This window comes from Nonomuraea maheshkhaliensis, from assembly GCF_039529435.1.
GTDB lineage: Bacteria > Actinomycetota > Actinomycetes > Streptosporangiales > Streptosporangiaceae > Nonomuraea > Nonomuraea maheshkhaliensis.
The window spans coordinates 51,383-74,035 of record NZ_BAAAMU010000004.1 but is presented as its reverse complement, the minus strand read 5'-3'; the positions used below and the strand labels follow the sequence as shown (position 1 = coordinate 74,035).

The following is a 22,653-nucleotide window of genomic DNA, read 5'->3' as shown; positions in this document are numbered from 1 at the left end:
CGTTGAACGTGCCTGAGTGTACTCAGTCGGGCGTGCCCGCGTGGCCTCAGTCGGGCAGGTTGACCCGCAGGGACACCGTGCCGCGCAGGTCGAGCCAGGCCGCACCGGGGCCGCGGACCACCCTCAGCACGACCTCCTCGCAGCCTGGGCAGCGGGCCACGAAGCCGGGCTCCGGGCCGTAGACGAGCAGCGATGCGACGGGGCCCGCCAGGCCGCAGTGGGCGCAGCGGCCCGTCGCGGAGGTCACGTCCACGGCGAAGATCTCGCCCAGCGGGCCCGCGAGGGCGTTGCCGTCCAGGTGTTCTGCGGTCATCGTCAGCCTCCGGTGGGACCGAAACGTTCGGTTCTGATGCGTTCGGGGGCGTGCCCGAGCGCCAGCAGCAGGTCGGCCGCCGCCTCCACGAAGCCCGTCGGCCCGCACACGTAGCAGTCGGCCTCGAACGAGGCCGGCCAGCCGCCCTCGGCCAGGTCCTCCAGCATGAGGCGGCGGGCCGGGCGGGACACCCCCTCCGGCGCCGAACGGGTGTAGAGGTAGGTGACGTCGACCCCGGGGTCGGGGCGGCGCAGCTCCTCGGCGTAGTAGCGGCGGCCGGGGTCGCGCAGCGAGTACAGCAGCCGGAACGGCACCCCGCCGCCCGCCAGCCGCCGGGCCCTGATCATCGCCATCAGCGGCACGATGCCGGAACCGCCGCCGACCAGCAGCACCGGCGCCGTGTTCTCCGGCCGCCAGACGAACCAGCCGCCCACGGGTCCGCGCAGCTCCAGCCGGTCGCCGGGCTCCATCACCTCGGTCAGGTAGGGGGAGACCTCGCCGTCGGGCACGTTCTCCACGGTCAGCTCGACCAGGTCGCCGTCCGCCGGATTGGCCACCGAGTAGCTGCGCTGCGCCGTGTAGCCGTCGTCGGCGGTCAGCCGTACGTCCACGTGCTGGCCCGCCAGGTGGCCCGGCCAGCCGGCCACCCGGAAGCGCAGCGTGCGCGCGCTCGCGGTCTCGGCGACGACGGAGATCAGCTCGGCCGGCCGCCAGACCAGGCGGCGCACCCTAGTCGCCCTCGTAACGCTGCTCGCGCCACGGGTCGCCGTAGTTGTTGTAGCCGGCCGTCTCCCAGAAGCCCGGATAGTCCTCGTTCAGCAGACGGATGCCGCGGACCCACTTGGCCGACTTCCAGAAGTACAGGTGCGGCACGATCAGCCGGGCGGGGCCGCCGTGGCGGGGCTCCAGCTCCTCGCCGTCGAAGCGGTGCACGATCCACGCCTGGCCGTCGAGCAGGTCCTCCAGCGGCAGGTTCGTGGTGTAGCCGCCGTAGGAGTAGATCAGCGCGTACTCGGCGGCGCTCTCCACGTCCTCCATGAGCACGTCCAGGGAGACGCCCTGCCAGGTGGTGTCGAGCTTCGTCCATTTGGTGACGCAGTGGATGTCGGCCGTGGGCGTCTGCTGCGGCAGCGCCAGGAACTCCTCCCACGACCACCGGTGGGTCTCGCCCGCCTCGGTGTCGATGGCGAACTCCCACCGGTCGAGCGGCACCCGTGGCGTCGGCCCCGCCGACAGCACGGGGAAGTCGTCCACCAGGTATTGACCGGGTGGCAGCCGGTCGCCCGCGTCTCTGCGCCTGCCCTGAAAACCGCGCGAAATGATGCCCACGTCGCCTCCTGAGCCCATTCCACCACGAGGCGTGCCAAAGGGCTCAGCGACCCGCCCGGGGAACGACCAGTCCCGACTCGTACGCGAAGACCACGAGCTGGGCCCGGTCGCGGGCGTGCAGCTTCGTCATGGCCCGGCTGACGTGGGTCTTGGCGGTGGTCGGGCTGATCACCATGTGCGCCGCGATCTCGTCGTTGGACAGGCCGCGGGCCACCAGGGCGGTCACCTCGCGCTCGCGGTTGGTCAGCACGTCCAGGCCCCGGTGGTCCGGCTCGGGGCGGCGGGCGACGAACTCGCCGATCAGGCGGCGGGTGATCGAGGGCGACAGCAGGGCGTCGCCCCTGGCCGCCACCCTGACGCCCTGCAGCAGGTCCACCGGCTCGGTGTCCTTGACCAGGAAGCCGCCCGCGCCCGCCCTGAGCGCGTCGAAGACGTACTCGTCGAGGCCGTAGTTGGTCAGGATCACCACGTGCACGCCGCTCAGCCGCTCGTCGCCGGCGATGCGCCGGGTCGCCTCGATGCCGTCCATCACCGGCATCTGCACGTCCACGAGCGCCACGTCGGGCAGGTGCGCGAGGGCGAGCGCGACGGCCTGCTCGCCGTTCGCGGCCTCGGCCACCACCTCGATGTCGTTCTCGGCCTCCAGCAGGGCGCGGAAACCGCCCCGGATGAGCGCCTGGTCGTCCGCGAGGAGCACACGGATCACGACGGGTCCCCCAGCGGCAGCTCCGCACGTACGGTGAAGCCGCCCTCGGCGCGGGGCTCGGCCCGCAGCCGGCCGCCGAGCGCAGTGACGCGCTCGCGCATGCCGACCAGGCCCACGCCCGGCACGGGCGGCGCGTCGTTCCTGGCCGCTCCGTCGTCCTCCACCTGCACGACCAGCTCCGTCCCTCCGTAGTCGATGCGCACCGAGGCGGCGGCGCCGCCCGCGTGCCTGGAGACGTTGGTGAGCGCCTCCTGGACGATCCGGTACGCGGCCCGATCGACCTCCACGGGCAGCCGTCTGCGCTCGCCCGAGACGGTCACCGTCGCGGGCAGGCCGGTCGAGCGGGCCCGGTCCACCAGGTCGTCGAGCCGGTCGAGCCCGCTCGGCTCAGGTCTGACCGACTCCGCGTCCTCACGCGGGCCCCTGTCCGGGCTGTCGTGCGGGTCTCGCTCCCGTGCGTCATCGTCGCGCAGCACCTCCAGCGTGGCGCGCAGTTCGCGCATGGCGTCGCCGCTGGCCTCCTGGATGGCGAGCAGCGCCGCGGGCACCTCGTCGCCGCGCTTGCGCGCCAGGTGCACCGCCACCCCGGCCTGCACCTTGATCACGGAGATGCTGTGGGTGAGCGTGTCGTGCAGTTCCCTGGCGATGCGCAGCCGCTCCTCGCTCGCGCGCCGCCGCGCCACCTCCTCGCGGGTCCGCTCGGCCTCGGCGGCGCGCTGCTCGGCCTGCTCCAGGTACGCCTGCCGGTGCCGGGTCACCGTGCCCCCCACCCCGGCGGCCAGGAACCAGCCCAGCAGCAGCACCGTCCCCTGGACGATCGTCTGGGGGTCCTGCCCGGACGCCGCGCCGGTCAGGTTCGCCGCCAGCGTGACGCCCAGGAAGAGCGTGCCGGCCAGCGCGGGCAGCACCCGGTGCCCCGCGCGTACCGCGCCGAAGACCGCCACCATCACCGGGAAGGCGGCGGGCGGGCCCGGCTGCACGTGCGCCGCGTAGACGAGCATGCCGAGCGTGCTGACCAGCAGCGGAACCAGGGGCGCCCGCCGCCAGGCGACGAGGGCGGCCGAGGCGGCCAGCACGGCGACGAGGTCGAGGGCGCCCGCGCCGGGGTTGGCCAGCACGGTGACCGACTGCAGGACGGCCACCACGACGGCCAGCGCGCCGTCCATGGCGACCGGCCGCCACGCGTGCACAGAGCTCATCCCTGCAGAGTAGAACGAGTTCCGGGCGGGCTCATCGGCGCGGGGAAGTGGTTCCGCGCTACTACCGGCGAAGTATGCGTGCCGGTTCCCGGCCGCCGGCGGTAGCCGCGGAAGTCTCCCCATGGGCGATGACCGGTGGCGGGCCGGCGCGGGACGATTCGGCCATGGACACGATCCGGCGCGGAAGCCGATGATGGCCGGCTCCTTCCGTTACGTCACCCCCATACCGGCCAGGCTCGCCACCGGCCGGACGGCGCAGGTGTACGCCCAGCTCGCCGAGGACTTCGGCATGGCGCGCATGGCGGTGTTCCTGACCCTGTCGCCCGCCGAGGAGGTGCTGGCCGCGACCTGGGTCACGTTGCGCGAGTCGCTGCTGGCCGGGGCGGCGCCCAGGACCGGCAAGGAGGTCGTGGCGCTGGGCGTCTCGCTGGCCAACCAGTGCACGTTCTGCGTGGCCGCGCACACGACGCTGCTGCACGCCACCGGTGACCACCGGCTGGGCGAGAGCATCGCCCGTGGCGAGGTGCCCGCGGATCCCGGGCACGCCGCGCTGCTGGCCTGGGCCAGGTCGCCCGGGACGGCGCGGCCCTATCCGAACGCGCTCGCGCCCGAGTACGTCGGGACCGCGCTGAGCTTCCACTTCATCAACCGGATCGCCTCCGCGCTGCTCACCGAGAACCTCATGCCGGGCAATCTGCAGAGGTTCCGCCTGGTCAGGAGTGTGGGCGGGCGGGCGATGGCGGGCCCGGTGCGCAGGGCGGCGGCTCCAGGGGCGGGGCTGTCGCTGATCGCCGGGCTGCCCGCCCGTGCCGAGCCCGGTTGGGCGGACGGGGCTCCTGCCGGGACCGCGTACGCCACGCTCAAGGCCGTCGCGGAAGCCGGTGGCGACCTGCTCGGCGGTCCGGCGCGGGCGGCCGTGACCCGTGCGGTCGCGGGCTGGGACGGCGCGCATCCGCCGATGGGCACCGCCTGGCTGGACGAGCCGCTGGCCGGCCTGCCCGCCGATGACCGCGCGGGGGCGCGGCTGGTCCTGCTCACGGCGTTGGCGCCGTACCGGGTGACGGACGCCGACGTGGCCGCCTGGCGCGGCGGCGCCCGTACGGACGAGGACCTGGTACGGCTGTGCGCGTTCGGCGCGATCCTGGCCACCGCGCACGTGGAGGCCCGCATCACAGCCGCCGGACGCCCTGGCGCCGGGGACGCCGGTGGCGGGGGCGCGGGTGAGAGGGCCGTTCGGAGCGGGGTGGGCGGCGTACAGGCAGAAACCATTCAAGGAGAGCGATCATGACCGCGCACCACACCCTCGCCACCCCGCCCGCCACCGCCCCCTGGCCGGTGCAGGCGCTCAAGGCGGTGGTCGTCCTGCACGTCGTCGCGCTGCTGTTCCAGGCGGTGACGGCGGGCATGCTGCTCTCCTCGCCCGGCGGACGGGCGCTGCACGAGAACTCGGGCATCGCCCTGGGCATCATCGGGCTCGTTCATCTGGTCGCCGCGATCCTGGTCTGGCGGCCCGGCGGCGGGTCCGCCAGGTTCGTCGGGCCGGCCGCGGCGCTGCTGGTGCTCACGGTCGCGGCGGCGCTCCTGGGGCTGGCGCACATGACGGTCCTGCACCTGCCGCTCGGGGTGGCGCTGTTCGGCGGCGGTGTCGCCCAGCTCATCCGGGTGATGGCCCGCGAATAGGCGGGGAACGGTCAGGCGGGCAGGCGGTCGGAGCGGGGCCAGACGTAGTCCAGGTCGTCGGGGTCGTCGTCGCCGAAGACCGGCCGGTAGAAGCCGGGGTCCTTGCGCAGGAGCGCCGAGCGGTGGCTGAGGTGCAGCTTCTCGTCGCCGAGCCAGGGCGGCAGCTCCCCGGCCGCCGCCAGCTCGGCCTGCGCGCGGACCACGGGCGTGCCGCGCAGCAGGGCGAGCTCGGTCGTCATGGTGTTCGCGCAGGTGTCGGCGCGGCCGAGCGAGCACCAGTGGCGGCACATCTCCAGCCCGTAGCGTACGAGCGCCTCCTCGTAGCCGGCCCACATCTTCACGACGGGGTGGTGCCGCCAGCCGTACCCGGGGACGGTGAGGGCGCGCAGGATCTGCAACGTCTCGACGCGCTGTTTGCCCAGCCGCAGCGGGTCGAGCACCGCAGCCGAGGCGGCGAAATCCGGAAATGGCAGGAAAGTCTGCATCGTTACCCCCGCTGACGTGCTCTTTCTCGCGGATCGTATAGACCGCCGCCCGGGCAGCGCTCAGAATCGGACCCATGGGCAACGGGTATGTCGGCGCGCGGACGCCACGCAGAGAAGACGCCAGACTGCTGACAGGAAAGAGCAGATACGTCGCGTCCGTACGCCTGCCGGGCATGGCGTACGCGCACGTCGTGCGCAGCCCCGTCGCCCACGGGCGGCTGCTCGGCTGCGACGTCAAGGCGGCGCGGGCCGTCGAGGGCGTGCTCGACGTCATACTCCCCGCCGACGCCGCCGGGCTCCGCCTGCCCTGCGTGACCGTCATGCCGGGCCAGCCGATGACGTCCTACCCGGTGCTGGACGACGCCGTCAGATACGTGGGCCAGCCGCTCGCCGTCGTCGTCGCCGAGACCCCGGAGGCCGCCAGGGACGCCGGCGACCTCCTCGACCTCGACCTCGACGAGCTGCCGGCCGTGGTCGGCGCCGAGCGGGCGCTGTCCGCCGACGCGCCGACGCTCCATCCCGAGCTCGGTGGCAACGTGCTCTTCGACTTCACCATGGGCGACGACGACTGCGCCGACGCCGTCGAGGGGGCCGAGCACGTCGTCGAGATGACCTTCAGGATGGGCCGGGTCTCGCCCTACCCGCTGGAGCCGCGCGGCGTGGTGGCCGCCTTCGCCGACGGCGAGCTGACCGTCCACCTGTCCTCCCAGGCCCCGCACCACGCCCGCGAACACCTGGCCGACGCGCTCGGGCTGTCCCACGACCGGGTCCGCGTCATCAGCCGCGACACCGGCGGCGGGTTCGGTGGCAAGGAGCACGTCTACCCGGACGAGGCGCTCGCCTGCCTGGCCGCGATGCGGCTGGGCCGGCCGGTGAGCTGGTCGGAGCCGCCGGGCGACCGGCTGTTCGCCACGCTGCCCGCCCGGCAGGGCGTGCACAGGGGACGGCTCGCGCTCGACGGCGACGGGCGCTTCGTGGCCATGGACGTGGACGTGCTCGGCGACCTCGGCGCCCATCCGTCGAACGTGGGCGGCTCGACGTTCGCGGTCACCGCCACGCTGCTGCCGGGGCCGTACCGGTTCGACCGCTTCGCCGTACGGGTGCGCGGTGTCGTTACCACGACCACGCCGACCGGCTCCTACCGCGGTTTCGGCCAGCCGGAAGCCGCTCTGACCAGGGAGCGGCTGATCGACGAGGCGGCCCGCAGGCTCGGCCTGGACCCGGTCGAGCTGCGGCTGCGCAACATGCTGCGGCCGGAGGAGTTGCCGTACACGACACGCGTCTTCCAGACGTACGACTCCGGCGACTACCCGCACGCCCTGCGCACGCTGCGCGACCTCGTCCGTCCGGCCGAGAAGTCCATCGAGAGGAACGCGGGGAAGGACGACGGGCGCCGGCGCGGCGTGGGCTACTCCTGCCACGTGGAGAGCACCGGCATGGGGCCGTCGATGGACATGAAGGCCATCAACGCGGCGGCGGGCGGCTACGAGACGGCGATCCTGCGGATGGAGCAGGACGGGTCCGTGGTGGTGTCGTCCGGGGTGGTCTCCATGGGGCAGGGGATCGAGACGGCGCTGGCCCAGATCGCGGCCGACCGGGTGGGGGTGCCCATCGAGCGGGTGCGGGTGGTGCTGGGGGACACGGCGACGACGCCGTACTCGTCGATCGGGGCCATCGCCAGCCGCACGCTGGTGGTCGGCGGCGGCGCGCTCGCGCGGGCCGCCGGCCGGTTGCGGGCCAGGCTGCTGGCTCTGGCCGCGCACCGGCTGGAAGCCGACGCCGGCGACCTGGAGATCGCCGACGGGGCGGTACGGGTGCAGGGCGATCCGCGGGCGTCGCTGACGCTGCGCGAGCTGGCCACCTCGGCCTGGCGCGGCTGGGACTTGCCCGAGGGGTTCGCGCCCGGCCTTGAGGAACGGGTCAGCTACGACCCGGAGGGCTACACGTTCGCGTACGGGGCCCACGCGGCGGCCGTGGCCGTCGATCCCGAGACCGGCGCGGTCGAGGTGGAGCGTTACTGGGTGGTGAACGACGCCGGTGTGCTGGTCAACCCCACCGTGGTGGAGGGGCAACTCACGGGCGGCGTGGCCCAGGGCATCGGCCAGGCGCTGACCGAGGAGATCGGCTACACCGACGACGGGCAGCCGATCGCCGAATACCTGCCGCCGACCACGCGGGAGGTGCCCGGCATCGAGGTCGTGCTGCTGGAGACGCCGTCGCCGCTCACCCCTGGCGGGATGAAGGGCGTCGGGGAGGCCGGCACGATCGGGCCGCCGGCCGCCATCGCCAACGCGGTGGCCGCCGCGCTCTCGGAGATCGCCGACCGGGTCACCGACGTCCCCCTGACGCCGGCCGTCGTGTGGTCCCTGCTGCGAGCCTGACACCGCCGGGCCGCGGCGACCTCGCCGCGGGGCTCGTGCCGTGCGGCTCTCCGTCCGCGAGGCTCGTGTCGCGCGGCGACCTCGCTTCAGGGCTCGTGTCGTGCTGGGTCATGCCGGGCCGCCAGGGCCGATGAGATCTTCGATGGCCATGCCCGACTCCGACAGCGCCTGCTCCAGGGCCTTGCGGCCGGCGGGCACGGGCTCGGCGGGGCGGTGGTGTTCGCGTTTGCCGTCGATCTTGGACTTGTGCTCGTCAGGACTGCTCATGCGGGAGTCAGTACCCGGCCCGGCGCCGCCGTTTCGAGCGACCGGCAAAACAATGGCGATTTCTCGCCGAAGAATCGACCCAAAACGGCTTCCCGTACGTACATGTTTCGACGGCGATGTACGACAACCCCCGGGCAGGTCCTCTTGTTAAGCGAAACGCGCATCCGTTGCCCATCGGCACAGGAGACAGATGCCATGACCAGGCTGCGATCGACTCGGCGGAGCCGGATGCAGTACGCGTGGCCGCTGCACGACGACGTCAGGACAGTGGGGCGGGCACGAGCTGTCATTCGCACGGAATTGTCGCAACTCTCCCTTTCTTCCGAGGTCATGGACGACGCCGTTCTCATGGTGAGCGAATTGATCACTAATGCCCTCATGTACGGCGCCGAACCGTACGAACTCGGGCTGCACGTGGACGCCAGAGAGATCATGTGCGTGGTCGTGGACAGCAGCCCGCTGCTGCCCGCCCAGGCCCCCCACGACCTCGCGGCCGAGCACGGACGCGGCCTGCGCATCATCGCCAGGCTCTCCGACGGCTTCTACGGCTGCCACCCCCAGCGTTACGTCACCCGCCCCGACCTCGTCGGCAAGGCCACCTGGTTCGCGCTCCCCCGCCAGGGCACGGCGGGCAACGTCGTGCCGATCAGGGCCGGGGTCTGAGGGCCGCGCGGGCCCGGCTCAAGCGCGGCGCGTGGCCGCCCCCGTGACGGTGACCAGGACCAGCAGGCCCGCCAGCACACCCGTGAGCGCGCTGCCCCGGTAGACGTCGTCGAGCATGGCGTACGCCGGCCCGCCGCCCTGGTACACGATGCCGAGCACCGCGATGCCGAGCGCGTACCCGAGCTGCCTGACCGTGTTCACCGTGCCGGCCGCCATGCCGGCGCGTCCGGCCGGGGCGTGGGCCATGGCGGCGGCGCTGAGCGGGGGCACGGCCAGCCAGACGCCGACGCCCACGGTCATCAGGCCAGGCGTCAGCGCCGGCCAGCCCGACTCCGCGCCGAGCAGGCCCTGGAGGAACGAGCCCGCGCCGATCAGCAGCAGCCCGCCGCCGAGCGCGGCGCGCGGCGTCAGCGCCGGCAGCAGCCGGGAGGCGGCCACGGAGGTCACCAGCGAGGCGAGAGCCATCGGCGACAGCGCCAGCCCCGCCATCACGGGGCCGAGCCGCAGGTCCTGCTGCAGCCAGAGCGAGGTGAAGGCCAGGCAGGCGAACGCGGCCGCCGCCGCGCCGAGCGGCACCAGCGTCCGCGCCGCCGTCCAGCCGTGCTCGCCGCCCTCGATCAGCCCGTACGTGAGCCCGCCCAGCCCGTACGTGAGCCCGCCGGCCGCCAGCGTGAACGTGGCCATGCCGGCCCAGTCGAGCCACCACATGACCTCGCCGTTCCGCGCTCTGCCGCGGATCCTCGACTGGTTCACCGGCCTGCGCGGCGCGTGATAATCGAGGCGTGCCGCTGCCATCCAGGCGATCGTTCCTCCGGCTCGGCGGCGTGGGCGCGGCGGGGACGCTGGGGGCGCTGACGCCCGCGCGGGCCGCGCACACGCCGGACGTCACGTTCACGCTGCTGCCCCGCCGCTGGCGGGAGGTGGTGACGGGGCCGCCGGGCGATCCCGGGGCGCGGCCGTACCGCGAACTGGCGCGGGCCGCCGCCCGCTACCGCGACACGATGGCGCCGGGGCCGTCCTGGCTCTGGCCGGACGAGCGGTTCCCCTCGTTCACGGCCACGCCGCGGCGGCTGCGGGTCATGGCGCTGGCGTACGCGCTGGACGAGCGCCCTGAACTGGCCAGGGCGGTCGCCGAGGGCATGAGTCACTATGTCCGGCATGTCTACGCGGCCGGCGCCGAGCCCGCAGGCAACTGGTGGCACTGGCAGATCGGCGTGCCGAAGGCGCTGCTCGACGCGGCCGTGTCGACGGGGCTGACGGGGCAGGCGAGCGCCGAGCTGCGGGACGCGGTCGACCACTTCGTGCCGCTGAGCCGGCTCGCCTCCTACAGCGGCACCAGCACCGCCGCCAACCGGGTGGACCTGTGCCTGGTGACGCTGCTGCGGGCCATGCTCGACGACGACCACGAGCGGGCGCGGGCGGCCGTGGCCGCGCTGGCGCCGGTGTTCCGGACGGTCTCCGACGGCGACGGGTTCTACCGCGACGGGTCCTACATCCAGCACTCCTACGTGCCCTACCAGGGCGCTTACGGGGTGACGCTGCTGTCGGGGCTGGCCGCGCTGTACGCGGTGCTGCGCGGATCACCCTGGGAGCTCACCGACACGAACGTGTTCGGCACGGTCGAGCGGTCGTTCGCCCCCTTCGTCCGCGACGGCGCCTGCATGGACCTCGTCCGCGGTCGGTCGGTCGGCAGGAGGGCGTTCGGCGACCACGAGAGCGGGCGGGCCATCGCTGCCGCGGTCCTGTCGCTGGGGGAGAGCGCGCCTGCCGAGGTGCGGGCGCGCTGGCAGGCGATGGTGAAGGGCTGGGCGGTACGCGGCACCTACCGGCCGATGCTGCGGCACGCCGACCCCGCGCTGCACGCCCGCCTGACGGCGATCATGGACGACGACGCCGTGCCCGCGGCGCCCGAGCCGCTCGGGCACCGGCTGCTGCCCATGAGCGCCAGAGCCGTGCACAGGGCGCCGGGCTGGTGCGCGGCGCTCAGCATGGCCTCGCACCGGATCGGCCACTACGAGCACGGCAACGGCGAGAACCCGCGCGGCTGGCACACCGGTTCGGGGATGCTCTACTGGTGGGCCGAGGGCTCGGGCGACCAGTACTCCGACGCGTTCTGGCCGACCGTGGACCCCTACCGGCTGCCGGGCACGACCGTCTCCACCCGGCGGCTGCCCGACGGGGCCGGAGCGGGGTGGGGTGACACCCGTACGCCGTGGCGGTGGGTGGGCGGGGCGAGCGACGGCACGTACGCGGCCGTCGGCCAGCACCTCAGCGGGCTGGAGAGCACGATGGAGGCGTTCAAGTCGTGGTTCTTCCTCGACGACGCCGTCGTCTGCCTGGGCGCGGGCATCACGGCCGGCGACGGAGTGGCCGTCGAGACGATCGTGGACAACCGCAGGACGAGTGCCGCGCTCACCACGGGGGAGGGATGGGCGCACGTCGAGGGCCACGGCGGTTACCTCGTGCCGGGCCCGCAGGTCCTGCGCACGCTGCGGGACCGCCGCGCGGGCGGGGGAGTGAGCAGGGACTACACGACGCTCTGGCTGGATCACGGCGTCGATCCGCGCGACGCCGGCTACGCCTACACGCTGCTGCCCGGCGCGACGCTGCGGGAGACCCGATTACGCGCCGCCGACCCCGGACGGGTGCGCGTGCCGGCCAACACCGCGCGGGTGCAGGCCGTGCAGGTGCCAGCGCTGGGGCTGACGGCGGCCTGCTTCTGGAACGCGGGCACCGCCGGCGGCCTGACCGTCTCGGCCCCGTGCGCGGTGCTGCTGCGCGAGCGACCCGGCGCAAGCGCCATCGTGACCGTCGCCGATCCCCGCCGCGACCTGGGCGAACTGTCCGTCACGCTGCCCCGGCCGGTCGCCGCCGTGCTGGAAGGGGACGCGGTCGCGGCCGGGGGCGGGCTCAGGTTCGGGCGCCTGGCCGACCTGGAAGGCGCCTCCGTGACGGTTCGCGTGCGCCTCGCATGAGGGACGGGTCCCGGCGCGGTATGGCATCGCGGGTGGCCGGTGTTGCGCTGAGCGAGTAGATGCCCCGGACGAGCGGTTACGTGTGGAGGACCGATGAGTGGGATCAGGCGGGCACTGGTGCTGGGCGGCGGGGGACTCGCCGGGATCGCGTGGGAGACCGGCGTGCTGGCCGGGCTCGCGGACGGCGGGGCCGACGTCACGGACGCCGACCGGATCATCGGCACCTCGGCCGGCTCCACGGTGGCCGCCCAGGTCACCAGCGGCCTGACGCTGACCGAGCTGCTCGCCCGCCAGACCGACCCCGGTCTGCAGAACGCCGAGCTCCGGGCCGGCGTGCCGATGGAGGAGCTGTGGGCCACGTTCGAGCGCATCTCCGAGAGCTCGCTCGACGCCGTGGAGCAGCGGCGTGCGATCGGCGCGATGGCTCTGGCCGCCGCCACGGTCCCCGAGTCCGCGCGGCGCGAGGTGATCGAGGCGCGGCTGCCCGTGCACAAATGGCCCGAACGGGACCTGGTGATCGTGGCCGTGGACGCCGTCACCGGCGAGCCGCGGCTGTTCGACCCGGGCTCCGGGGTCGAGCTGGTGGACGCGGTGGCGGCAAGCTGCGCCGTTCCCGGCGTGTGGCCGTGCGTCACCATCGACGGGGCCCGGTACATGGACGGCGGCATCCGCACGATGGTCAACGCCGACCTGGCGGCCGGGTTCGATCGCGTCGTGGTGCTCGCTCCCATGCCCGAGCCGGAGGAGCCGTCGTGGGGGCGGCTCTCGGGCACGGTCGAGGTGATCGAGCCGGACGAGGCCGCGCTGGCCGCGTTCGGCGCCGACGCGCTGGACCCGTCGTCCCGCACGCCGAGCGCCGAAGCCGGCTACGCCCAGGGCCGCGCCGCCGCGACTCGCGTCGCGGAGATCTGGCGCTGACCTCAGGCGCTGACCCCAGGCGCTGACCTCAGGCGCTGACCCCAGGCGCTGACGTCAGGCACTGTCACGCTTGCAGGGCGAAGAGGTGCCACGTCTCGCCCGGGGCCAGCCCTGCCAGCTCGCGCCCGCACTCGCGCAGCGACTGCGGGCCCGAGGTGATGTGCTGGGTGCCCGCGTGCACGTCCCTGAACAGCCGCTGGATCAGCCCGTCGCGCAGCGCCGAGGTGCCGCCCGAGGCGTAGACGAAGTCGGCCACCTCGGCCAGCGTCCAGGTCAAGTGGTTGAGCGCGAGCCGCACCATCGTCTCCTGCCGCACGTCGAGCCGCCCGCCCGCGGCCAGCGTGCGCTCGGCGTCGTCCCACGTCTCGTGCACCAGCGCCTTCGCCGCCCGGAACCGCGCCTCCGCGCGGGCGAAGTCGGTGTGGAAGGCGTCACTGCTCGCGATCTGGCCCGGCCGCCCCGCGCGGGTCCCCACGTGCCTGGCCAGCTCGTCGAGCAGCCTCCGTCCGACGCCGAGCGCCCAGGAGGAGTGGCAGATCAGCGCCTGGTCGAGCAGCCCGAGCCGGTAGATCGCGCCGCCGCGCAGGGGCTCGTTCAGGTCGAAGACGTGGCTGCGCGCCTCCGGTACGAAGACGCCGTCGATGGCGTAGTCGATGCTGCCCGTGGCGCGCAGGCCGAGGACGTCCCAGTTGCCGAGCTGCTTGACCTCGTCGATGGGGGTGATGAAGATCCGTCCCTCGTCGGTGCCCTCGATGACGCCCAGGCTGTGGGAGTACTGGGCGTGCAGCATGCCGGAGGCGAAGCCCCACTGCCCGCTGAGGCGGAAGCCTCCGTCCTCCCGGACGGCGACGCCCGGCCGGGTGCCCTGGCCCGCGATGAGCGGCATCCGCGGGCCCGCGTACATCCGTTCGACGGCGTCGTCGCCCAGGTACGCGCCGCCCGTGCCGTTCGCCAGGCTGGCCGCCATGACCACCCAGCCGGTCGAGGGGTCGGCGTAGGAGAGCTCCGCGAGCACGTCCAGCAGTTCCCTGGGCGAGAGCTCGGCGCCGCCCAGCGGGGCCGGCACCCACATGCCGAACATCCCGGCCTCGTGCAGGGCGTCCACGACGGGGTCGGTGAGCCTGCCCTGGGCCTCCGCCCGCCCGGCCTCCCGGTCGATCAGCGCGCGCAGGTCGCGGGCCCGCTCCAGCAGCGCGGTACCGGCGGTGTTCAGTCGTGGTGTGTCACTCATTTCCGGTACTCCTGTTCGCGATCGTCGGTGCTTTTACCTCTTCCGTCAGATCACGTAAACGCCGGGTTGTCCAGTGCTGGGCGGGGGTTCGATGCGGACCCGGTGCCCCCAGGGGCGGGTCAGGGACGTTCTCAGGGACCTCCCCGACGCCCGCGCCGCCCGCGATGCCGCAGAATCGGGGGACATGAGGATGAAGCGTGTGGCCACGATCGCGGGTCTGCTGGGCGTGGCGGTGGCGCTGACGGGGTGCGGGATCGGCGGTCCGGCGGAGCGGGACACCGTCGCGTACGACGTCGCCGACAAGGTGGCGGCTCTCCAGGTGGAGACCGACTCCGGCTCGATCGAGGTGGTGGAGTCGCAGCGGCAGGGCATCCACGTGACCGAGGTGCTGAGCTGGCGCAAGAACAAGCCGGAGACCAGCCACCAGGTGCGGGGTGACACGCTCGCCCTGAGCTTCGACTGCCCCTCCACATGGGGGTGGGGGGCCGCGGGCACGTCCTGCGACGTGAGCTACAAGGTCGAGGTGCCCAAGGGGCTGCGGGTCAAGGTCACCTCCGACTCCGGCGCCCTGACGCTGACCGGCCTGTCCGGCGAGCTGGACGCCCGATCCGACTCGGGGGCGATCGAGGCCGGAGGACTGTCCGCCAGGCAGGTCGCCGCGAAGACCGATTCCGGCGCGGTCGGGCTCAAGTTCACCGGTGCGCCCGACAAGGTCACCACCGCCACGGACTCGGCCCGGATCTCGGTCCACGTGCCGGAGGGGCCGTACAAGGTGGTCGCCACGACCGACTCGGGCGGCAAGAACATCAGAGCCTCCGTCGACGACTCGGCGCCCCGCCTGATCGAGCTGACCAGCGACTCGGGTGACCTGGAAGTCGTCTCTCCCTGACCGTCCGGACGAGCGTGGCGGGTGCGGGACCGATCTCGGTCCCGCACCCGCTCGCGTTCAGTTCTGACGCGCCGGCTCCGCGGGCGGGCGGTAGCCGAGGCGGCCACGGGTCGCGGCGAGCACCAGGATCGCCGCCGCGGTGCCGGCCAGCAGGGTGACGCGGGACGCCTGCTCGGGCGTGGCGAGCGTCGGGAACACCTCCGAGTAGGCGATCGACATGAAGTTGTTGACGCTGACGTGCAGCAGCATGATCAGGGGGAGGCTCTGGCCGGTCCGGTTGAACACCCAGGTGACGACCACGCTGAAGACGCAGGCGAAGGCGACGAACTCGGCGATCCGCAGCCAGGTGACGTCCGGCCATCCGCCCCACTCGCTCAGGAACAGCGGCAGGTGCCAGACGCCCCACAGCGGGCCGAGGATGACGGTGGCGCCCAGCGGGCCGAACTTGCGCTGCATGCGGGCCAGGGCGAAGTCACGCCAGCCCGGCTCCTCCGCCAGACCTGTGGTGACCATCTGGAGCAGCAGGCCAGGCACGTACGCCACCAGCACGGCGACGGACGGCATGCTGATCTTCTCGTCGGAGAGCGCGAGACCGGTGACGACGATGGCGGCGGGGACGCCGAGCGCGGTCACCAGGTACCAGACCCAGCCGACCCGCCACTGGGTCATCCGCCCGATCCACCGGCGCACGCCCTCCTTGCCCTCCGTGACCCTGGTCACCAGGTAGGCGGAGAAGATGGGGCCGAGGTAGGCGCCGGGGAGCACGCCGAGCAGTTGCGAGGTGCCGAGGAACTCGGGGAAGCCGAAGTTCAGCACGCCGAGGCCGTTCGTGGACAGGACGTACGGCACCCAGGCGACCCAGCTCAGCAGGTTGGCCAGGACGAAGAAGCTGACCAGCGGACGCCGGCGGATGAAACCCCCGAGTCCGGCCTGCCCCGGATGCTGCTCGGCCTCCGGCCGGCTGTCGACTGTCATTTCTCTCTCTCCTTGGGGAGCGCTTGACTGACAGTGATCAGCACATCAGCGGAGGACACTCCGGGTCGTTCCCGCGTACGGGCCAACGGGGGTACAGCCAGGGGTACCGCCCGGCTCCTCAGCGACGGCCAGGAATGCCTTCTGGGCAGGTCAACACTCGGAAATACGGCACCGTTCGTCAGGGTGTGCGGGCGGATGTCTCCATAACGTCGGTGCCATGAAGATCGACGTGGTGCTGCCCTGCCTCGACGAGGCGGCCGCCCTGCCGTGGGTGCTCGGGCGGATGCCGGACGGCTTCCATCCGATCGTCGTGGACAACGGCTCGACCGACGGCTCCGCGCGGATCGCGGCCGAGCTCGGCGCGACGGTGGTGCGCGAGCCCCGGCCCGGGTTCGGCGCCGCCTGCCACGCGGGCCTCGCGGCCGCGATGTCGGACGTCGTGTGCTTCATGGACGCCGACGCGTCGCTCGATCCCGAGCAGTTGCCCCGGGTGTGCGATCCCGTGGTGGCGGGGGAGGCCGATCTGATTCTGGGCCGCCGGGTCCTGAAGCCGGGGGCGTCGTGGCCGGTGCACGCCCGGCTCGGCAACGCCGTACTGGCCAGGGGGCTGCACCGCCGTACCGGGGTGCGGCTGCGCGACCTGGGGCCGATGCGGGCCTGCGAGCGCCTGCCGCTGCTCGCGCTCGGGCTGGTGGACCGGCGCTTCGGCTACCCGCTGGAGATGCTGCTGCGGGCCGGGGCGGCGGGCTGGCGCATCGGCGAGACCGACGTCGACTACCTGCCCCGCCAGGGCCGATCCAAGGTGACCGGTACGGTACGCGGCACGCTGCGGGCGGTCGGTGACATGCGCCGCGTCATGCTCCGCCAGAACGGGACCGCGTGAACGCGGCTCGTGAAGACGGTGTCGTCCACGGACAGATCATCGTGATCGCCAAGGAGCCCCTGCCAGGGAGGGTGAAGACGCGGCTCGTGCCGCCGCTCACCCCCGAAGAGGCCGCCGGGCTGGCCCGCGCCGCGCTGGAGGACACGCTGCGCACCGTCGCCCGGGTGCCGGCCGCCGGCCGGGTGCTCGCGCTCGACGGCGCCCCCGGCCCCTGGCTTCCTCCAGGCTTCACCGTGGTGGCGCAGCGAGGCGGCGGTCTGGACGAACGGCTGGCCGCGGCCTTCGAGGACACTCACCGGCTGCGGCCGGCGCCCACGGTGCTCATCGGCATGGACACCCCGCAGGTCACCGCCGCCCTGCTGGCCGACGCCCTGGGGTTGCTCGGCGGCCACGACGCGGTGTTCGGCCCCGCGAGCGACGGCGGCTTCTGGCTGCTCGGGCTCCGCGATCCCGACCCGGCACTGCTGGTCGGAGTGCCGATGTCGACGCCGTCCACCGGAGAGACCCTGTCGCGCAGACTGAAGGAGGCCGGGATGAGCGTCGCCACGCTGCAGTCCCTGACCGACGTGGACACCATGGCGGACGCGGTCGAGGTGGCGGCGCTCGTCCCCGGGTCCCGCTACGCCGCCGCGCTGGCCGGGCTGGGGGTGCCGCGATGAGGGTGCTGGTGACGGGTGCGGCCGGGTTCATCGGAAGCCACGTGGTCGAGGCGCTGGAGGCGCGGGGCCACGAGGTGACCGCCTTCGACCTGCGGCACGGCGACGACGTACGCGACGCCGCCGCGCTCGCCCGGCCACTGGCGGCCGCCGACGCGGTCGTGCACCAGGCGGCCAAGGTCGGGCTCGGCGTCGACGTGGCCGACCTGCCCGACTACGCCTCGGCCAACGTGTACGGCACGGCGGTGCTGCTGGCCGCGATGGCCCGCCACGACGTGGGACGGCTCGTGCTGGCCTCCTCCATGGTGGTCTACGGCGAAGGCGCCTACGACTGCGCCGGGCACGGCCGGGTCCGCCCCGGCCCCCGTGCCGCCGAGGACCTGTCGAAGGGCTCCTTCGAGCCGCGCTGTCCCCGCTGCGGCGCGGACGTGCTCCCGGCCGCCATCGACGAGGACGCGCGGCCCGACCCGCGCAACGCCTACGCCACCACCAAGCTCGCGCAGGAGCATCTCGCCGCCAACTGGGCCCGCGAGACCGGCGGCACCGCCGTCGCCCTGCGCTACCACAACGTGTACGGGCCCAGGATGCCGCGGGACACCCCGTACTCGGGCGTGGCGGCGATCTTCCGGTCCGCGCTGGAGGCGGGGCGGGCGCCGCGCGTGTTCGAGGACGGGGGCCAGCGACGCGACTTCGTCCACGTCCGTGACGTCGCCGACGCGAACGTGGCCGCCCTGACCGGTGGCACGCCGGGAACGCTGGCCGCCTACAACATCGCCGGCGGGCACCCGCACACCGTGGGCGAGCTGGCCGCGGCCCTGTCGGCGCAGCACGGGGGCCCGGAGCCGGTCGTCACCGGGGAGTACCGGCTGGGCGACGTCCGCCACATCGTGGCCGCGCCGGACCGGGCCAGGGCCGAGCTGGGCTTTCACGCACGCATCGGCTTCACCGAGGGAATGAAGGAGTTCGCCACCGCCCCCTTGGCCTGACCGGCCGCGCCACCGGAGAGGGGTTTCCACGAGACGCGGTGAGAGAAGATGACGCTCGACGGCGCGGCCCGCCGCCGGGTCGCCGGGACGGTCGTGCTGCTGTTCGCCCTGGTCGGCGCGCTCGTGCTGACGATGAGCGCCGGTCACCCCGCTGAGCGCGCGAGCCTGCTTCGCTGGTACGCGTTGTCCTGGGCGCTGTTCGCGGCGGCGGTGTGGACGCTGCGCAGGGTGCCGGCTCGTCAGGCGGCGTTCCTGGTGATCGCCGGAGCGGCTGCGGTGACCGCCACGGGCCTGCTCGCCCCGCCGACGACCAGCACCGATTCCTACCGGTATGTCTGGGACGGCCGGGTGCAGGCGGCGGGCGTCTCCCCTTACGCCCACGCGCCCGCCGATCCCGCGCTCATCCCGCTGCGCGACCGCTGGCTCTTCCCCGAGGGCGTGGACTGCGACTTCCCGTACCGCTACGCCGTCCGCTCGGGCCCGGCCGCTCGCACGTGCACGCTGATCAACCGGCCCGACGTGCACACGATCTACCCGCCGCTGGCCGAGCTGTACTTCCTGGTCGTGCACCGGCTCTCGCCGGAAGGCGCACGGTGCGAACCCTTCCAGATCGGCGGGGCGCTGCTGGCGTTCGGGACCTCTATGGTCCTGCTGGCGGCGGTCAGGCGAAGGGCCGCGTGCTGGGCGTGGTGTCCCGCCGTTCCGCTGGAGGCGGTCAACAACGCCCACGTCGACATCCTCGGCGTGCTGCTCACCGTCGCCGCCATGGCCGTGCTGAGTCGGCACAGGATCTGGGGCGGCCTGCTGCTCGGCGGGGCGGTCGCGGTCAAGTTCCTGCCCGCGCTGACCCTGCCAGGAGCCCTCTCCGCGCGGCGGCGGGTGCTCGGCGCGTTGGCCGTGGTCGGGCCCGCCGTTCTCGTCGTGGCGCTCGCCTATCTGCCGTACGTGCTCGCCTCCCGCGCCTCTGTCCTCGGCTACCTCTTCGGCTACCTGGACGAGGAGGGGTACGACGACACGGACACCGGCGGCGGCGCCAGGTACGCGCTGTTGCGGCTGGTCCTGCCCGGCGCGGCGGCGCTGCCCGCGGCCCTCGTGCTGCTCGCGGTCGCGGCCGTGCTCGTGCTGCGCCGGGATGACACCGACCGGCCGTGGCACGGGGCCCTGGTGGTGACCGGGGTCGCGTTCCTGCTGTTCACGCCCGGCTACTCCTGGTACGCCCTGCTGATCGTCGCGCTCGCCGCCTTCGACGGGCGGTGGGAGTGGCTCGGCATCCCGCTGGCGGGCGCCGCCGCGTACCTGGGCGTCCACGAGCACGTCGGCACGGCCGCCTACGCGGTCGCCGCCCTGGGGGTGGTCACGGGCTCCGTCGTACGGGCGAGGCGGGTTTGCCCCGCTCTCTCGCTGCCGGAACGGTCATGACAGGACGGCGAACCAGCGCTTGGCGGCGTTCCAGTGTTCGGTGGTGGGGAATCCGCAGCGGGCGGCGAGCGGGGCGATGTCGTCGGCGGAGACGGTCGCCCAGGCGAACCAGTCGCCGGTACGGCCGTCGTGGCGCAGCCGTACCCGGTCCACCGTGCTCTTCGAGCCGGGCGGGCGTACTTCGGCGATGACCGTTCCGCCCGGTCTGAGCAGTTGCCGCAGGCGCGTGAGCAGCGCCACCGGATCGCCGCCGATGCCGATGTTGCCGTCCGTCAGGAGGGCCTCCGCCCACCGCCCCGTGCCGGGAAGGGGGTCGAAGACGCAGCGCAGCAGGGCCGGGCCGCCCGCGCGGCGGGTCAGTTCGACGGCGAGGGGCGTGACGTCGATGCCGAGGGCCGGGATGCCCCTGCGGGTGAGCGCCACGGTCAGCCGGCCGGGGCCCGAGCCGACGTCCAGCGTGGGGCCGCCGCACCGGGCCAGGACGTCCTCGTCGCCCTCGATCGGGCGCAGCCAGCGCTCGGCGGCCAGCGGCCGGACGCGGCCGTCGGCGTACTCGATCTCCACGTGCCCGCCGCGCAGGCCGTGCTCGTAGACCGCGCTGCAGGACCGCCAGTCCGACAGCGTCGCGGGATCGCCGATCGTGCCGCCGCTCAACGACCCGGCCGTCCCGCGGCCCAGCGTCGTACCGCGTAGATCAGGCCCGAGACGACGAAGAGCACCACGGTGATCCACAACCACCGCGCCAGGTAGGGGGAGGTGCTCAGCCCGACCGCGCCCACGTAGTTGCGCTCGGCGCCGCGCAGGACGAGCGGGAACCACACGAGCAGCAGCAGGCAGGACAGCGCGGCCGGCACCCGCACGTGGTTGATCAACGGGGGCCGCCCGTCCGGCCGTGCCCGGAGCCTGGAAGGGGAGCGGAGCACGGCGTCGGCCGTCGAGTACAGCGGCCACAGCACCAGATCGTGGAAGACGGCGGCGCCGACGAACCACACGGCGAACCCCAGCCAGATGCCGGCCCCCACCACCCGGGTGACGGCGTAACCGGCGACCACGAAACAGGCCACCAGCCCCAGCAGATGCCAGGGCCCGGCCCCGTAGACCCTCGCCCACCGGCCCGCCCCAGGTCCGCTCGTCCCCTGGCCCGCCGCTCGACCCGCCCACCGGCCGGCGTCCCGGTTCACCGGGGCTCCCGGCGGAACTCCAGTTCCCGCACCCACTTGGTGTTGTGCACACCCGGGGCGTTCGGCACGATGATCCGCGCGGGGAACCCGTGGTCGAGGGACAGGTCGGCGCCGTTCACCCGCAGCGCCAGCAGCGAACGGGGGTCGGACACCTGGCCGGCGCTGAGCGAGGCCTGGCCGAAGTAGCCCACGCGCTGCACCGACCTGGCTGTGACCTCCGCCGCCCCGGGCGGGATCCCGGCCAGCCGGGCCAGGTCCGCCAGCCGTACGCCGGTCCAGACCTGCTCGGTCGACCAGCCCTCCACACAGGCGATCGGCAGCGCGTACGTGTGCAGCGGCAGCGCCAGCAGATCCGCCCTGGTCAGCAGCGCCCGCCCGGCACCTATGAGCACCAGCCGCCACGCGTCACCGGTGTCCGCCTCGGTGACGCCGAGGCTCGCCGCCGTCTTGTTGACCTGGAAGTCGTTGGGCCCCGTCCCGTACTCGCGCCCGTGCGGCGCCAGCAACGCCGTGCGCCGCAGCGGCCCGTCGAGCGTCTGCCCGGCCGACAGGCTGATCATCAGCGCCGAGCCGCCGCCGACGAACGCCAGCAGGCCGCGCCGCGACATGGTGGGCGGCGCCGGGTCCACCGGCACCAGGCCGTCGGGGTCGGGCGGCTCGGGCCGCGTGCCGGCCAGGCCCGTCCGCAGCTCGCGGCGCGGGTCCCTGGACCGCACCGCGCGGATCGCGGCCGGCAGCCGTACGGCCACGTGCACGGCCAGCGCCGCCAGGAAGATCCACGCCCCGTACAGGTGCGCGGGGTAGAAGGAGAAGGGGAAGACGTAGAAGAGCTGGATGTTGAGTATCCCGGTGGCGAACTGGAACCCGGCGCCGCCCACCAGGAGCAGCAGGCTGACGCGCTCGACGGCCTGGGCGAGCGAGCGCGCCGGCGGCCAGTCGAACAGCTTGGGGATCACCGACCACAGCTTGGCCAGCAGCACCGGCACCAGCGTCAGGCCCAGGATGACGTGGGCGCCCTGGGTGACCCGGTACAGCCAGGCCGGGCTCGTCGGCCAGTCGAACAGGTAGAAGCCCAGCAGGCCCTTGCCCGGGGTCGTGTCGTTGCCGGGCAGCCGGGGGTCGTACGCGGCGTACGACAGCAGACCGGTGAGCGCGACGACGGTCAAACCGGCGAGCAGGACCAGGCCGAGCACCGACGTGAGCCAGGGACCGCGCAGCGGGCTGCGCCAGAAGCCCGGACGAAAGGGTCCGGGTGGGTTGCGCCAGAATCCGGGACGAAACGGTCCGGGCGGTCCGCCTCCCGCCCGGCTCCGCGCGGCGGACGCGTGCCGCTCATGAGCGCGCCCGGATGGCGTATCCGGCACAGATCCCCCCGAAGCCGTTGTCGAATGCTGGATGTCTTTACCGCAAACGGCGCGCTCAAAGTAGGGCGAGGGTAAGCATTCCGCCACGCTCTGGCGTACGGCCCTTCACAGCGTGGGGAGCGAGGTACGGCGCCTTTGTCCCCCGTGCGAGCT

Annotated in this window: 24 protein-coding genes; 11 read left to right on the top strand and 13 right to left on the bottom strand. The window is 73.6% G+C overall.

Features of this window, described 5'->3' with window-relative positions:
- Window positions 1-46 precede the first annotated feature (46 nt).
- Genes ABFX54_RS04430 through ABFX54_RS04410 form a run of 5 tightly spaced genes read right to left on the bottom strand, consistent with a single transcriptional unit; the run spans window position 47 to window position 3,547 of the window.
- Window positions 47-313, bottom strand: coding sequence for a DUF6510 family protein (locus ABFX54_RS04430; protein WP_346101594.1), 267 nt, complete (start codon window positions 311-313; stop codon window positions 47-49).
- Between the two features lie 2 nt (window positions 314-315).
- Window positions 316-1,041 (bottom strand): ferredoxin reductase, encoded by a 726-nt coding sequence (locus tag ABFX54_RS04425; protein WP_346101593.1) that lies wholly within the window; start codon window positions 1,039-1,041, stop codon window positions 316-318.
- A 1-nt stretch (window position 1,042) separates the two neighbouring features.
- On the bottom strand, window positions 1,043-1,642 hold the full coding sequence (locus tag ABFX54_RS04420) for a sulfite oxidase-like oxidoreductase (protein ID WP_346101592.1): 600 nt from the start codon (window positions 1,640-1,642) through the stop codon (window positions 1,043-1,045).
- A gap of 43 nt (window positions 1,643-1,685) precedes the next feature.
- The gene (locus ABFX54_RS04415; protein ID WP_346101591.1) at window positions 1,686-2,348 is read right to left on the bottom strand and encodes a response regulator; all 663 of its coding nucleotides are present in this window, start codon (window positions 2,346-2,348) and stop codon (window positions 1,686-1,688) included.
- Window positions 2,345-3,547: a sensor histidine kinase gene (locus tag ABFX54_RS04410; RefSeq protein ID WP_346101590.1), complete on the bottom strand. Its 1,203-nt coding sequence runs from the start codon at window positions 3,545-3,547 to the stop codon at window positions 2,345-2,347. The genes ABFX54_RS04415 and ABFX54_RS04410 overlap by 4 nt, the downstream gene beginning before the upstream one ends.
- Window positions 3,548-3,668: 121 nt before the next feature.
- Between ABFX54_RS04410 and ABFX54_RS04405 the strand changes: the two genes are divergently transcribed.
- Both ABFX54_RS04405 and ABFX54_RS04400 read left to right on the top strand, forming a co-directional pair.
- A complete protein-coding gene (locus ABFX54_RS04405; RefSeq protein ID WP_346101589.1) occupies window positions 3,669-4,835 on the top strand; it encodes a carboxymuconolactone decarboxylase family protein in 1,167 nt (388 codons plus the stop codon).
- Entirely contained in the window at window positions 4,832-5,227 is a 396-nt protein-coding gene (locus ABFX54_RS04400) for a hypothetical protein (protein WP_346101588.1), read from the top strand. Before ABFX54_RS04405 ends, ABFX54_RS04400 begins: the two co-directional genes overlap by 4 nt.
- A gap of 11 nt (window positions 5,228-5,238) precedes the next feature.
- Here ABFX54_RS04400 and ABFX54_RS04395 read toward each other — a convergent pair whose 3' ends face one another.
- Window positions 5,239-5,712 carry an MSMEG_6728 family protein gene (locus tag ABFX54_RS04395; protein ID WP_346101587.1) on the bottom strand — a complete coding sequence of 158 codons (474 nt, stop codon included), beginning with the start codon at window positions 5,710-5,712 and terminating at the stop codon, window positions 5,239-5,241.
- Between the two features lie 74 nt (window positions 5,713-5,786).
- Between ABFX54_RS04395 and ABFX54_RS04390 the strand changes: the two genes are divergently transcribed.
- Window positions 5,787-8,093: a xanthine dehydrogenase family protein molybdopterin-binding subunit gene (locus ABFX54_RS04390; protein WP_346101586.1), complete on the top strand. Its 2,307-nt coding sequence runs from the start codon at window positions 5,787-5,789 to the stop codon at window positions 8,091-8,093.
- Window positions 8,094-8,201: 108 nt separating this feature from the next.
- On the opposite strand, the gene ABFX54_RS04385 is transcribed toward ABFX54_RS04390, so the two are convergent.
- Window positions 8,202-8,360: a hypothetical protein gene (locus tag ABFX54_RS04385; RefSeq protein ID WP_346101585.1), complete on the bottom strand. Its 159-nt coding sequence runs from the start codon at window positions 8,358-8,360 to the stop codon at window positions 8,202-8,204.
- A 102-nt stretch (window positions 8,361-8,462) separates the two neighbouring features.
- Here ABFX54_RS04385 and ABFX54_RS04380 point away from each other — a divergent pair, with 102 nt between their 5' ends.
- On the top strand, window positions 8,463-9,023 hold the full coding sequence (locus tag ABFX54_RS04380) for an ATP-binding protein (protein WP_346101584.1): 561 nt from the start codon (window positions 8,463-8,465) through the stop codon (window positions 9,021-9,023).
- A gap of 18 nt (window positions 9,024-9,041) precedes the next feature.
- On the opposite strand, the gene ABFX54_RS04375 is transcribed toward ABFX54_RS04380, so the two are convergent.
- Entirely contained in the window at window positions 9,042-9,818 is a 777-nt protein-coding gene (locus tag ABFX54_RS04375) for an MFS transporter (protein ID WP_346101583.1), read from the bottom strand.
- Here ABFX54_RS04375 and ABFX54_RS04370 point away from each other — a divergent pair.
- Window positions 9,806-11,998, top strand: coding sequence for a polysaccharide lyase 8 family protein (locus ABFX54_RS04370; RefSeq protein ID WP_346101582.1), 2,193 nt, complete (start codon window positions 9,806-9,808; stop codon window positions 11,996-11,998). The genes ABFX54_RS04375 and ABFX54_RS04370 overlap by 13 nt on opposite strands.
- Before the next feature lie 93 nt (window positions 11,999-12,091).
- Window positions 12,092-12,916 carry a patatin-like phospholipase family protein gene (locus ABFX54_RS04365; RefSeq protein ID WP_346101581.1) on the top strand — a complete coding sequence of 275 codons (825 nt, stop codon included), beginning with the start codon at window positions 12,092-12,094 and terminating at the stop codon, window positions 12,914-12,916.
- Between the two features lie 64 nt (window positions 12,917-12,980).
- Here ABFX54_RS04365 and ABFX54_RS04360 read toward each other — a convergent pair whose 3' ends face one another.
- Window positions 12,981-14,147, bottom strand: a complete 1,167-nt coding sequence (locus ABFX54_RS04360) for an acyl-CoA dehydrogenase family protein (RefSeq protein WP_346101580.1) — start codon at window positions 14,145-14,147, stop codon at window positions 12,981-12,983.
- Window positions 14,148-14,331: 184 nt separating this feature from the next.
- On the opposite strand from ABFX54_RS04360, the gene ABFX54_RS04355 reads away from it, so the two are divergent.
- On the top strand, window positions 14,332-15,036 hold the full coding sequence (locus ABFX54_RS04355; RefSeq protein ID WP_346101579.1) for a DUF4097 family beta strand repeat-containing protein: 705 nt from the start codon (window positions 14,332-14,334) through the stop codon (window positions 15,034-15,036).
- A 57-nt stretch (window positions 15,037-15,093) separates the two neighbouring features.
- On the opposite strand, the gene ABFX54_RS04350 is transcribed toward ABFX54_RS04355, so the two are convergent.
- Window positions 15,094-16,011 carry a CPBP family intramembrane glutamic endopeptidase gene (locus tag ABFX54_RS04350; RefSeq protein WP_346101578.1) on the bottom strand — a complete coding sequence of 306 codons (918 nt, stop codon included), beginning with the start codon at window positions 16,009-16,011 and terminating at the stop codon, window positions 15,094-15,096.
- A 217-nt stretch (window positions 16,012-16,228) separates the two neighbouring features.
- Here ABFX54_RS04350 and ABFX54_RS04345 point away from each other — a divergent pair, with 217 nt between their 5' ends.
- The 4 genes from ABFX54_RS04345 to ABFX54_RS04330 are packed head-to-tail and all read left to right on the top strand — an operon-like array spanning window position 16,229 to window position 19,955.
- A complete protein-coding gene (locus ABFX54_RS04345) occupies window positions 16,229-16,894 on the top strand; it encodes a glycosyltransferase family 2 protein (RefSeq protein ID WP_346101577.1) in 666 nt (221 codons plus the stop codon).
- Window positions 16,891-17,553 (top strand): TIGR04282 family arsenosugar biosynthesis glycosyltransferase, encoded by a 663-nt coding sequence (locus ABFX54_RS04340; protein ID WP_346101576.1) that lies wholly within the window; start codon window positions 16,891-16,893, stop codon window positions 17,551-17,553. Before ABFX54_RS04345 ends, ABFX54_RS04340 begins: the two co-directional genes overlap by 4 nt.
- On the top strand, window positions 17,550-18,536 hold the full coding sequence (locus ABFX54_RS04335; protein ID WP_346101575.1) for an NAD-dependent epimerase/dehydratase family protein: 987 nt from the start codon (window positions 17,550-17,552) through the stop codon (window positions 18,534-18,536). The genes ABFX54_RS04340 and ABFX54_RS04335 overlap by 4 nt, the downstream gene beginning before the upstream one ends.
- Window positions 18,537-18,584: 48 nt before the next feature.
- Entirely contained in the window at window positions 18,585-19,955 is a 1,371-nt protein-coding gene (locus ABFX54_RS04330) for a glycosyltransferase 87 family protein (protein WP_346101574.1), read from the top strand.
- On the opposite strand, the gene ABFX54_RS04325 is transcribed toward ABFX54_RS04330, so the two are convergent.
- The 3 genes from ABFX54_RS04325 to ABFX54_RS04315 are packed head-to-tail and all read right to left on the bottom strand — an operon-like array spanning window position 19,950 to window position 22,329.
- Entirely contained in the window at window positions 19,950-20,609 is a 660-nt protein-coding gene (locus ABFX54_RS04325; protein WP_346101573.1) for a methyltransferase domain-containing protein, read from the bottom strand. The genes ABFX54_RS04330 and ABFX54_RS04325 overlap by 6 nt on opposite strands.
- Window positions 20,606-21,136, bottom strand: coding sequence for a hypothetical protein (locus ABFX54_RS04320; RefSeq protein ID WP_346101572.1), 531 nt, complete (start codon window positions 21,134-21,136; stop codon window positions 20,606-20,608). Before ABFX54_RS04320 ends, ABFX54_RS04325 begins: the two co-directional genes overlap by 4 nt.
- Window positions 21,133-22,329, bottom strand: coding sequence for a molybdopterin-dependent oxidoreductase (locus ABFX54_RS04315; protein WP_346101571.1), 1,197 nt, complete (start codon window positions 22,327-22,329; stop codon window positions 21,133-21,135). The genes ABFX54_RS04320 and ABFX54_RS04315 overlap by 4 nt, the downstream gene beginning before the upstream one ends.
- Window positions 22,330-22,653 lie beyond the last annotated feature (324 nt).

What these genes read in the sequence shown, in the direction of transcription:
- ABFX54_RS04400 (WP_346101588.1), top strand. Translation starts at nt 4,832, where the DNA reads ATGACCGCGCACCACACCCTCGCCACCCCGCCCGCCACCGCCCCCTGG.
- ABFX54_RS04395 (WP_346101587.1), bottom strand. Translation starts at nt 5,712, where the DNA reads ATGCAGACTTTCCTGCCATTTCCGGATTTCGCCGCCTCGGCTGCGGTG.
- ABFX54_RS04345 (WP_346101577.1), top strand. Translation starts at nt 16,229, where the DNA reads ATGAAGATCGACGTGGTGCTGCCCTGCCTCGACGAGGCGGCCGCCCTG.
- ABFX54_RS04365 (WP_346101581.1), top strand. Translation starts at nt 12,092, where the DNA reads ATGAGTGGGATCAGGCGGGCACTGGTGCTGGGCGGCGGGGGACTCGCC.
- ABFX54_RS04430 (WP_346101594.1), bottom strand. Translation starts at nt 313, where the DNA reads ATGACCGCAGAACACCTGGACGGCAACGCCCTCGCGGGCCCGCTGGGC.
- ABFX54_RS04405 (WP_346101589.1), top strand. Translation starts at nt 3,669, where the DNA reads ATGGGCGATGACCGGTGGCGGGCCGGCGCGGGACGATTCGGCCATGGA.
- ABFX54_RS04330 (WP_346101574.1), top strand. Translation starts at nt 18,585, where the DNA reads ATGACGCTCGACGGCGCGGCCCGCCGCCGGGTCGCCGGGACGGTCGTG.
- ABFX54_RS04335 (WP_346101575.1), top strand. Translation starts at nt 17,550, where the DNA reads ATGAGGGTGCTGGTGACGGGTGCGGCCGGGTTCATCGGAAGCCACGTG.
- ABFX54_RS04355 (WP_346101579.1), top strand. Translation starts at nt 14,332, where the DNA reads ATGAGGATGAAGCGTGTGGCCACGATCGCGGGTCTGCTGGGCGTGGCG.
- ABFX54_RS04390 (WP_346101586.1), top strand. Translation starts at nt 5,787, where the DNA reads ATGGGCAACGGGTATGTCGGCGCGCGGACGCCACGCAGAGAAGACGCC.
- ABFX54_RS04385 (WP_346101585.1), bottom strand. Translation starts at nt 8,360, where the DNA reads ATGAGCAGTCCTGACGAGCACAAGTCCAAGATCGACGGCAAACGCGAA.
- ABFX54_RS04350 (WP_346101578.1), bottom strand. Translation starts at nt 16,011, where the DNA reads ATGACAGTCGACAGCCGGCCGGAGGCCGAGCAGCATCCGGGGCAGGCC.
- ABFX54_RS04410 (WP_346101590.1), bottom strand. Translation starts at nt 3,547, where the DNA reads ATGAGCTCTGTGCACGCGTGGCGGCCGGTCGCCATGGACGGCGCGCTG.
- ABFX54_RS04375 (WP_346101583.1), bottom strand. Translation starts at nt 9,818, where the DNA reads ATGGCAGCGGCACGCCTCGATTATCACGCGCCGCGCAGGCCGGTGAAC.
- ABFX54_RS04360 (WP_346101580.1), bottom strand. Translation starts at nt 14,147, where the DNA reads ATGAGTGACACACCACGACTGAACACCGCCGGTACCGCGCTGCTGGAG.
- ABFX54_RS04380 (WP_346101584.1), top strand. Translation starts at nt 8,463, where the DNA reads ATGTTTCGACGGCGATGTACGACAACCCCCGGGCAGGTCCTCTTGTTA.